This is a genomic window from Paraburkholderia sp. EG304 (genome assembly GCF_046543485.1).
Taxonomy (GTDB): domain Bacteria; phylum Pseudomonadota; class Gammaproteobacteria; order Burkholderiales; family Burkholderiaceae; genus Paraburkholderia; species Paraburkholderia youngii.
The window spans coordinates 1-9,808 of sequence record NZ_JBKGUA010000109.1 but is presented as its reverse complement, the minus strand read 5'-3'; the positions used below and the strand labels follow the sequence as shown (position 1 = coordinate 9,808).

The 9,808-nt window shown below is 61.3% G+C and carries 9 protein-coding genes and 1 pseudogene; 3 read left to right on the top strand and 7 right to left on the bottom strand.

Features of this window, described 5'->3' with window-relative positions; translation table 11 throughout:
• Nucleotides 1-59: 59 nt before the first annotated feature.
• Both ACLFKU_RS41315 and ACLFKU_RS41310 read right to left on the bottom strand, forming a co-directional pair.
• Nucleotides 60-239 (bottom strand): ChaB family protein, encoded by a 180-nt coding sequence (locus tag ACLFKU_RS41315; protein ID WP_410853063.1) that lies wholly within the window; start codon nucleotides 237-239, stop codon nucleotides 60-62.
• A 220-nt stretch (nucleotides 240-459) separates the two neighbouring features.
• A complete protein-coding gene (locus tag ACLFKU_RS41310; protein ID WP_410853062.1) occupies nucleotides 460-1,041 on the bottom strand; it encodes a lipocalin family protein in 582 nt (193 codons plus the stop codon).
• Nucleotides 1,042-1,555: 514 nt separating this feature from the next.
• Here ACLFKU_RS41310 and ACLFKU_RS41305 point away from each other — a divergent pair.
• Nucleotides 1,556-2,569 carry a hypothetical protein gene (locus ACLFKU_RS41305; protein WP_410853061.1) on the top strand — a complete coding sequence of 338 codons (1,014 nt, stop codon included), beginning with the start codon at nucleotides 1,556-1,558 and terminating at the stop codon, nucleotides 2,567-2,569.
• Nucleotides 2,541-2,807 carry a hypothetical protein gene (locus tag ACLFKU_RS41300; protein ID WP_410853060.1) on the top strand — a complete coding sequence of 89 codons (267 nt, stop codon included), beginning with the start codon at nucleotides 2,541-2,543 and terminating at the stop codon, nucleotides 2,805-2,807. Before ACLFKU_RS41305 ends, ACLFKU_RS41300 begins: the two co-directional genes overlap by 29 nt.
• Before the next feature lie 91 nt (nucleotides 2,808-2,898).
• Here the strand turns inward: ACLFKU_RS41300 and ACLFKU_RS41295 are convergent, their stop codons facing one another.
• On the bottom strand, nucleotides 2,899-3,366 hold the full coding sequence (locus tag ACLFKU_RS41295; protein ID WP_410853059.1) for a CreA family protein: 468 nt from the start codon (nucleotides 3,364-3,366) through the stop codon (nucleotides 2,899-2,901).
• Nucleotides 3,367-3,596: 230 nt separating this feature from the next.
• Nucleotides 3,597-4,238, bottom strand: coding sequence for a hypothetical protein (locus ACLFKU_RS41290; protein WP_410853058.1), 642 nt, complete (start codon nucleotides 4,236-4,238; stop codon nucleotides 3,597-3,599).
• A gap of 235 nt (nucleotides 4,239-4,473) precedes the next feature.
• Between ACLFKU_RS41290 and ACLFKU_RS41285 the strand changes: the two genes are divergently transcribed.
• Nucleotides 4,474-6,765, top strand: coding sequence for a heavy metal translocating P-type ATPase (locus tag ACLFKU_RS41285; protein ID WP_410853057.1), 2,292 nt, complete (start codon nucleotides 4,474-4,476; stop codon nucleotides 6,763-6,765).
• 24 nt (nucleotides 6,766-6,789) lie between these two features.
• On the opposite strand, the gene ACLFKU_RS41280 is transcribed toward ACLFKU_RS41285, so the two are convergent.
• The 3 genes and pseudogenes from ACLFKU_RS41280 to ACLFKU_RS41270 all read right to left on the bottom strand — a co-directional run.
• Entirely contained in the window at nucleotides 6,790-7,740 is a 951-nt protein-coding gene (locus ACLFKU_RS41280) for a universal stress protein (RefSeq protein WP_410853056.1), read from the bottom strand.
• 161 nt (nucleotides 7,741-7,901) lie between these two features.
• Nucleotides 7,902-9,175, bottom strand: a pseudogene (locus ACLFKU_RS41275) (histidine kinase dimerization/phospho-acceptor domain-containing protein).
• 435 nt (nucleotides 9,176-9,610) lie between these two features.
• Nucleotides 9,611-9,808: hypothetical protein (locus ACLFKU_RS41270; RefSeq protein WP_410853055.1), on the bottom strand; the 198-nt coding region annotated here is incomplete at its 5' end.

The window sequence follows — 9,808 nt, the reverse complement described above, 5'->3', positions numbered from 1 at the left end:
GGCAAAACGCCCGCGTGCAATGCCCGCAAGGGCCAAAAACCAAAGGATGACGGTCGGCTTCACGACCTGAACACCTCTACATCGCCGACACGTCGCAAATTCAGCTGCTTGTTCAGCGTAGCCTTAAATGCAGCCCGATAGATCTCCTGCGCGTGCTGCGGCAGATGATCCCGAACCGATTCGGGCAGATCGGCATTGCTGAAATAGGGCACTTCGTTCTCCGCTCGAAGAGTCGGCATGTGCGTCGCGTGCACGGCGGCAGATCACGCCCAATTGCAGATGACCGCTGGGATGAAAAAGCGTGACGCTCAAATAAGAGGATGAGCGCCTGCGAGGCGCAGGCGTTGACGTGTATCAATGATGGAGCATCGGGACGTCCGACTAAAGGGTCTAGTTCCGTTGAAACGACGTCGATTGTGGTTTTACGCCACCGGTTTCGAACCACGTTCCCCACGGATTTCATTCAGATCCCGGTGGGCTGATATGTTCCGCATCTTGTGGAACCTGCCGTATTCGCTGAACGTTGAAGCCCATACCGGCGAGTCGGGCAATCAGATCGAGGTAAGTCTCTTCGTCCATCGTTGGACTGCGCGAGAGCACCCACACCATGTTGCTGTCGACCATGCAGCGAATCGTGTGGTGATACTCAGGATCCACATACGCGGTCACAACCCGGACTTCGAATGGCCAGATGAGTCCGACTCGCCACGTCGTATTCCCCGTTCCACCCACAACCTTCGCCACGAAGTGGCTTCCTGTGACCGGCTGGTCGAATGAATGTCGTCGGCCGCGATAGTCGTCTGTGATTTTTCCATCGGCACGCAACGTCCATTCGTCGTAGCTGCCGACATAGTCGTTATCGCTGAGATATGGCGTTTCCGCAATGACGAACCACTTTCCCATGTAGCGTTGCAGATCGATCGGCGGACCCGCGACACACGCTGTGGGTTGGCCGGGGGCCTGCGGCGAAGCTGCCGGGATGTGCGCGCAGCCGGTCAGGCAAGCGGCGATGGCCGTCAAGCACGCTATCGAATTTTGCATTGGCGCAGTGTATGTTGAGCGGTCGTCATCGAAACGCGATTTCGCGAGACCAGCGACGCAGCGACGGTTGATCGGAGCGTTTAGCGCATGTCGCCATTGCACTCGCGCTGACTGCTGGCTCCGTTGATCTGCATCAATTCGAGCGCATCTCGATTGCGCAGGGCGATTCCGGCTCGGAACGAAGCTTTTAACGATCACGCGCGCTACGATAACTGCCCGACCGAGACGTCCCCGCAAGCGAGTCACTTACCAGTCTTGACCTGGATCAATTGACATGTCCCCGCCCGGCAGTCTGATAGACGCGTGGCCCTTTAGCCTGACTGACGCGTAGGCGGGCAGGTGCATCGTAGCCGGCGCCTGTGACAGGGGGACACTCCGTTCGGCAGAAGAGCACACGCGTGGTCGCCGTGACATTTGCTAGCACGGAGCAGTCAGGGCAACTACTATTGCGATTGTGGATTCGCCACGGTTCACGTGACCACGCGCAATGTGAGACTCTTGTAAGAGGTGAATTATGGGATTGCTTGCCAGTCTGTTCCATCCCATGCGAGCACGAGCTGCACATGTCGAAAGCGCGCGCGCGGCCGAGATGATCGATCGCGTCATTGCGATGAACCCGCGCCTGCGGCTGGCACGACATTACAGGGAACGTCTCGAGAAAGCCGTTTCCGTCTCGCTGACCTACATCGACGATCTGATAGGCTCGCTGCCCGCGCCCCACGAAGCCAATGCGGCCGCCTGGTCGACCGATCCATTGATTCGCGTTTTCTTCGCAACGCCCGATGATCTGGTGAAGGCCTTCAGCCGCTCCGAAGAACTGCGCACATATTTCGCCCGGAACTCTTTGCTGACAGAAGCCTACGCGACGCTTGGTATGGCGATGTTCGAACGCCACGTGCTGGGCGTTGCATCCGAGGGCGGCGAGGTGCGGCACGACGTCCCCCAAACCACGCTTTGCTTCAGTGACCATCGTGTCAGCGTCTGTGGCAAATCAGACGCCGACCTCCGCGAGGAGATTGCGCGCCGCCTGGTGGATCAACTGGCGCTGGAGGGGCTCGCCAGACTGGCCGCTGATCGTCACGCGCTTGTAGCAAAAGGCAGAGAGCTTATCGAGGCGCGCGTCGCGCTACTGGAACGCCGCGGCGTGGGCATGCGCTCGGTGGTCGGGGGCAGTCGGGACGCTGATTCGGATGAACTGGCGCGGCTCGAGAACCAGATCGCTGAGAACACCCGAAACCTGGCTGCACTTCGCGTCCCGACCGAACTTATTGACCTTCAACTGGACCGGGTTTGCGAGGTATTTTCGACTCCTGCCGAGCATATCTATGTCGAGAAGCGTCGCCTGCGTCTGGATTTGATGAATGTGATCCGCAACGACGATACCGAGGCCAGCCGCGAAATCGAGCTACGCCTTGCGCGCATTCCGGGCGATCCACCCCGCATGCGCGCATTCATTCTCGTACGTTTCGCTCGTGACGAACTATTGCCCGCGGGGTTGCATGTCGACGCAGCAACGCGCGCGATGTGACGCTTCGGACCTTGGCGTATGCGTGCCGTCGCCTGTTCAAACAATGGAATCCGAGCACGATGCAGTGTGCCGTATTATCTCCGTTGCAGACTTCGACAACTTTCGACGGGCGATCGTTACCACAATTGTGGATTTACCCGCAATAGACTCGAACGCGCCGCTCGACGGCACGAAGATCGTCTGGACCTCGAACCTGCTGTCGAACGGTAGCGAGGCGTTCAGCGTAACGCGCAGTTAGAGGTTCGAACATCCGCACGATCCGATAAGCCGATTCGGTATCGGGGGTTGGGTATTGCGAACTGAAACGGGGGCTTCATCTATTCTCCGGTTTACCTTCCCCGTACCGGTAACTGAATCACGTCAACATGGCCGGGTAAGTCTCCTGCCAGTTCACTTTCTGTGTAACTGAAATACAGGACCGATTGCCGGCTCGCATCGAGTATCCGGAATACGTGAAGGACCCTGAAAATCGGGTCCACGGATTCGTCGAATACCTGCGCCTGTTTGGGGACACGGTTCGAGGCCGTCAGCTTGCCCACTTGATGACAGGAAACTTCCGCATCAGGTGCCCGCGTCGGCTGAGATGTGCCACCCAGAGCATTTTCGTCGTGTGATTTGGAGACATAACAGGTGATGCCCCTCAAGAACGGATCGTCATACGCGGAGATTTCTATTTGCCCACCATAGCGGTGGGAATGCGTCGCGATTCTCGCCAATTGCTCGCCGGGAGCCGGATCGGGTAGCGAAATGGCCAGCGCGGCTGCCATACTCGAATAAAGGACGAGGCAACGTGTCATCACACATCTCCTTGATTCGCTGGACGGTATCGAGGAACCGTTCGGACGGTCGTATGGGTTGTTTCGGACAGACTATGGCCTCGTAAGTGCGAAGGCTTGACGCATGTCAACAGATGGCGGAAAGGGAGACACCGTGCGGGATCAGATCAGCGCGCCATCGCAACCGCGTGAAACTTTTGCACGCCTGTAAAGGCGTGCAAAAACGCGCCTGGCTGGTCGAATAGCCGTGTTCAATCCTTAGGGGGTGGGCCGCGCTCAGCGACGGGGGGAAGGCTGACTGAGCGCCGCCACCTCAGCTTGCGTTGCTCCATTAGCATCTTCCAGTCAAGTTTCATCAGGATGTACACAAAACCTAGCAAGGCCAGCTGGGAGATGACAAAGTAGCCGCTGAGATATCCGCCTTCGAAATCGGACTCCGAATCGATAAATGCGGAAGCGAACCGCCCAAGGTGGGCCCAGACGGAATAACTGATCGTACGACCCGCGAAGAATGCGGCACCGATGACGCGCAGGGGCAATCCCGACAGTCCATATGCGATGAACAGGAAGTTGGAAGGCAACGGTCCCAGCGCATATAAAAAGAACGCGCCCACGGTGAGCTTCCTGCGCTTCCTGAGCCATTCTTCAACAACAGCAATGTTTTCCCGGTCGGACTCGCGCATCAGCCGCCCGCGCATCAAGGATCGTGAAAACCTGGCCAGCACCAGCCGGCCAATGGTTGCGGCGCTGGCGGCTACGACGGCAAATACGAACGGATTGCCCTCGGAGATATTGAAGCCGACCCAGGACATGGCCATCCACGTAGGCGGCGCAAACGCAGGCGCGAGATTGAGCAGCAGCACGACAACGAACAGCGTTGCCAACGTCGACATGTCAGGGCCTCCTGACCGATTGACCACCTTTTCGAACTTGCCGTGCGACGGGAGGCGCGAATCGACACGGTTCGACCGGCGAACGGAAAGTATCGGATTGGCGGGGAAACGTCCGGTTTGACGCAAGTCAAGCAAATGTAAAAGATGGATCCCTACACTAATTATGATTCGGATCTCGCGTGATGCGCGCGCGTAGCGCTTCCTGGTCGACTGGACTCCTCTTCACCTGCCCGCCATGTCACGTCCGTTACCCGCAGTCGATCTGGCTCTCCTGCTCGTCTCGGGAGGGAGCCTGCTAGCCGGGGCTGCTTTCGCTGCGATCGGCAGGGGCGCGGTCGCACATGCGCTGTGGATAGCCGGTGCATTACCGATCCTGGTGGCGCTATCGATATCCATCGTCACGGCGCTGCGGCGCCACGAAGCGGGCGTCGATGTGCTCGCGCTGCTTGCCATTGGTTTCGCACTGAGCCTCAGCGAATATCTGACAGCGGCGGTGATCTCCTTGATGCTCGCGAGTGGGAGGGCGCTCGAACAGTACGCCCAGCAGCGGGCGCGTCGCGAAATGACCGCGTTACTAAACCGTACTCCGCGTCACGCCAACCGCTTCGAGGCTGGCGAGTGGCGCCAGATCGGGCTGGACACGGTGCGTCCCGGCGATCGTCTGCTCGTTCGCAATGGCGAGTTCGTACCGGTCGATGGCTCGCTCACGGGCCACGCGCAGCTCGACGAGTCCACACTGACCGGGGAATCCGCGATTCAGCAGCGATCGTCCGGTGAATCGGTGTGCAGCGGCGTAGTCAACGTGGGTGCGGCGTTCGAGATGGTCGCCGCGGCGAGCGCCGCAGATAGCACGTTTGCCGGAATCGTCCGCATGGTGGAGTCCGCGCAGCAGGAGCGCAGCCCCGCAACGCGTCTTGCCGACCGCTACGCGCTGCTGTTCGTCGCTGTCGCGCTGATGCTGGCCGGTGGCAGCTGGCTTGTCACCGGCGAGGTAGTTCGGGCGCTCGCGGTGCTCGTCGTGGCAACGCCTTGCCCGCTGATTCTTGCTGTTCCGGTGGCCGTCGTCTCCGGCATGTCGCGGTGCGCCCGACGTGGCGTGTTAGTCAAGGGCGGCGGCGCGCTCGAAACGCTCGCGCGAGCCAGTGTGCTGTTCTTCGACAAGACGGGAACCCTGACGAGCGGACGCGCGCGCCTCGTCTCGATCGAAACCGGTCCTGCTATTTCACCCGAGACCGTATTGCGCTTTGCGGCCTCTCTCGGCCAGGCGTCTGCGCACGTGATATCCGAAGCAGTGACGACGGCCGCACGCGCGCGCAATCTCGTGCTGCCAGCGCCCCGAAGGGTCGCGGAGCAGGCTGGCGCCGGGGTGCAGGGCGAAGTGGAAGACCGTGCCGTCGCAATCGGTTCGTTTGCCTACGTGTCGTCGCTAGCGACGCCAGCGCTGTGGAGCGCGGCGTTCCTTCAGCGCGTGGGCTATGGGGGCGCTTCCGCGGTGTTCGTTAGCGTGGACGGCGTGATGATAGGCGCCCTCCAGATGGCCGATCAGATCCGCCTCGAGACGCCCCGGGCTCTGCGGCTGTTGCGGCAGGAAGGCATCCGGCGCTTGATCATGCTCACGGGCGACAGGCGCGACGTGGCAGAGACGATCGGCGCGACGCTCGGCCTGACTGAAGTACGGCCAGAACAGACGCCATCGGACAAGCTCGAAGCCATTCGCGCAGCGCGCCGGGAAGGCACGGTCATCATGATCGGCGACGGCGTCAACGACGCGCCAGCGCTTGCGGCCGCCGACGTCGGCGTAGCAATGGGGGCGCGCGGAGCAGCGGCGTCGTCGGAGGCTGCCGACGTGGTGCTTCTGGTTGACCGGCTGGATCGGCTTGTCGAGGGATTACGGGTAGCACGCCAGACAAGGCGAATCGCCTTTGAGAGCGTGATTGCCGGGATGGCGCTCTCGTTTGCCGCAATGGTCGCCGCCGCCTTCGGGTTTCTGCCTCCTTTGCTGGGCGCGCTGATCCAGGAGGTCATCGATGTGGCTGTCATCGCGAACGCGCTGCGCGCGTTGCGGATACGTTCGACGGCGACTGCCGGCTCCCTGTCCCGTAGCGATGCGGAGCGCCTCAAAAGTGAGCATGTCGAGCTCGGTCCGGTTATGGAGCAAATCCGGGAACTGGCAGACAAGCTGCCCCGTTTGCCGCGAACGTCAGTGGTGGGCGCGCTCGCCGGCATGAACGATCTGCTGAAGCGTCATCTCGTGCCGCATGAACAGCGCGACGATCTGGAGGTGTATCCGGGTCTCGCACGTCTGGTTGGCGGGGAAGACCCGATGGCGGCGATGAGCGCTACGCACCGCGAAATATTCCGGATTGCCCGGTTGCTCGGACAAATGACGGAGGACATACGACCCGAGGGGCCCGATGCTGCCAGCCTGTGCGAATTCCAGCGCCTGCTGTACGGGCTCGATGCGATCGTACGTCTGCATTGCTCGCAGGAAGACGAACTGTTCCACGCCCTTGGAGACGGGGCATAAGGCCGAAGCGGCAGCCTGAATCCGTCAAGCCCCGGTCGCTTGAACGAGCAGGAGCGGCGTTTGCGTGATCTGAGCGACGCGCCCAGCAACGCTGCCCAGTATCCAGCGTGCCATGCCCCTCCTGCCATGAGTGCCCATCACGATCAGCTGCGCGTCCCAGCCGCTCGCTTCGCGCACGATAGCGTGCGCAACGTCGTCGCTGGCCGGGCCTGTCCTGACGAGCGCGGTAGTGGTCTGCGCCGACACGTCGGCAAGAACCGGTTCGGCGGCGGCTAGCGCCTGATTGCCTTCTTCGACGAACGCGTCCTGGAGCGCATCGATGGGAAAGAAATCGGAGAACCGCACGGCGCGATCGATCACGTAGACCGCTCGCAGGTGCGTGTCGGGCGTGGCGAACCGTACGCCATGCCGCAATGCCGACATCGACTGAGGGCTTCCGTCGACCGCAAACAGGATGCGCTGCCGCAAGTGGCCGCCCGTCATGCTGTGGTTTTCAGGAACGACGAGTATCGGGCATCGCAGACGTCTCGTGAGCGGTTCCGACACGGTACCCTCGACCCAACGCTGCAAACCCTGGTGTTGACGGGCACCGACAACCATCAGGTCGGCTCGCCACGAGTCGGCTGCCTCGAGCAGGGCATCCGCGACGTCGCCGCCGCGCTTCGAGAGATCGATCACTTCGGCTTCGATACGCACATCGCACTCGGACATCAATTCCCTCGCGCGGTCGAGCGCTTCGGCCGCATCGTGCAGCAATTCTTCGCGAGCCACGTCAAGTGCGCGGGCAACATGCCGGCCCGTTGGAAAGAGCGTATGTGGATTCTCGGCTACGCTCACGAGCCGTACCTCGGCACCGAAGGGAAGGATGTTTCGGGCGTAGGTGAGTGCCTGTCGCGAGGCCATCGACGAATCGACTGCGATCAGGACCCTGCACGGCAGCGTCGACATGGCGTCGCCTGAACGAGGGGAATTCATGATTTGCTCCGTACACACGAATTTAGTGTGCATTCATGGGCATCCTACCGTCGAACATGCAATGGCGGTTGACCAAGGTCAACTGTTCGGCCCGGGTCATTGATCGGGTCCGGATCGCCCGGGACAGGTTCGAGCCAGTGCTGGCATCGCGAGGATGTCGATCAGTTCCCGGCCGGGTGCCACCTGAGCCCCCCGAGGGCACTGGAGCGCCGCACGTCGACCGACGCCGCGTGAAGGTCGACGATCCGTTGCACGATCGACCAGCCGAGTCCACTGCCGCTTTCCGCCGTGCCTGGCACGCGGAAGAAACGTTCCCCCAGTCGCGGGCGGTCCGAGTCCGCGAGCCCGGGACCGCTGTCCTCGACTGACAGGATTGCTCCGTCCTTGCCGTTTTCGGTTTTGATCAGGACCGATGCGCCGGGTGGGCTATCGCACCGTCGAATTCCAGCGACTGACGCTTCGTGATCGCCGTCGGTGCCAGTGCCGCGACCACGCGTTGCACCAGCGCGCTTAGATCAACTACGGTCAGTTCGAGAGTCGCCCCAGACTCGAGCCGTGATAGAACCAGCAACTGGTCCACCAGCCGCGTTGCACGGTCACACCCTTCCAGCGTAGCGCGCAATGCATGCTGGCGAAGCGCATCATCTGTTTCGGCGAGCGCAACCTGGGCTTGGGTTCGAATCGCCGCGATCGGCGTGCGCAACTCATGAGCCGCATCCGCAGTGAACCGGCGCTCTGCTTCCCAGACTGTCTGAATGCGGATGAAGAGATGGTTGAGGGCGTCGAGCACTGGGGACATTTCGGCGGGCGTTTGCGTCACCACCACAGGCGCAAGGTCATCGGGACCACGCAGGGCGATCGTACGACCCAGCCGTTTGAGGGGCGCTACGCCTCGCCGCACGGCCCACGGGGTGACCAAGCCCAAAAGCGGTAACGCAACTGCCATAGGCCACAACGTGCCGCGCGATACTGCAAGCAGTATCGAAGTACGCGAATCGACACGCTCACCAACATACACGCGTGTGTCTTCATGCGGCCCGCTGGTGGAAAACACCCGCCACGCTTCACCGTTGATTTGCACGGTTGCGAAACTCTGGTCGATCTGTCGATCCGCAGGAATCATGGGGGCTGTTGGAGCGTTGGCGGAACGCAGGACCGCCTGCCTCTCATGAAAGATCTGAAACGCAACCTTGGGCGCGTACGGGTGGGGCACACGCGAATCGATCGTGTCATCGTCGTCGATCGATTGAGTTTGCTGGATGACCAGCAGCGCCGCTGCCTGGGCGAGATGACTGTCGAGCAGTTCGTCGAGTTCGCCGCGTGCGTCGCGCCAGATGAACAGCGCGGTAATCAGCCAGACGCCGACCACGACCGCGATCACGAGTACGAGTACGAGTACGAGCAGACGGCCCTGCAGTGAGCGCGGCCGGATCATCACGTGGTGGCAGCCCGCGCCACGCCTTCGGCAGATCGACGGCGAGCACGCGCCAGCGGGCCAGCACCACGGCGAACGTCCCGTTGAGTTTGGCGCCGCGGACTTTATCGACAACGTTCCAGCTGCGCACGTACAGCGCGAAACTGCGCTGGCTTGACAGATAGTGCGGCGCGTGGACGCCGACCCATGCGAGTATCTCGTCGGGCGGCACGTCAGGCGCGGCCGGATCGGGCTCGATATTGACCGTGATGCCCGCAGCTACAGCTTCCGGCTGTGGATTGGCCGCCACGGCGGACGGCGCTGCGCCGGCGCTGGCCTCGCAGGTAATACGGCGCAGCAGTTCGATGCGATGCCACGGTGGGCATTCATGGATATCGGGGGCAGGTGCGCAATGTGACCATATGTAACGCAGGTTACAGTTTTCCGCATTGAACCTTAGAGAAATGCCGGCCTTGACTTTGTTAGCCGCTTGAACTTTACATAATATAAATTATCAACAAAAATTCGTGTAGCGGCTAAGTTGTAATGTCCGCTTCTGGCCAAGTTCAAATGTCCGCTTTTGCGCCGCGTAAGCTGTCCTGCCGCCGGTTGTCCGGCACGGGGAGCTTCGATGGCAGTAATAGAACGGATAAC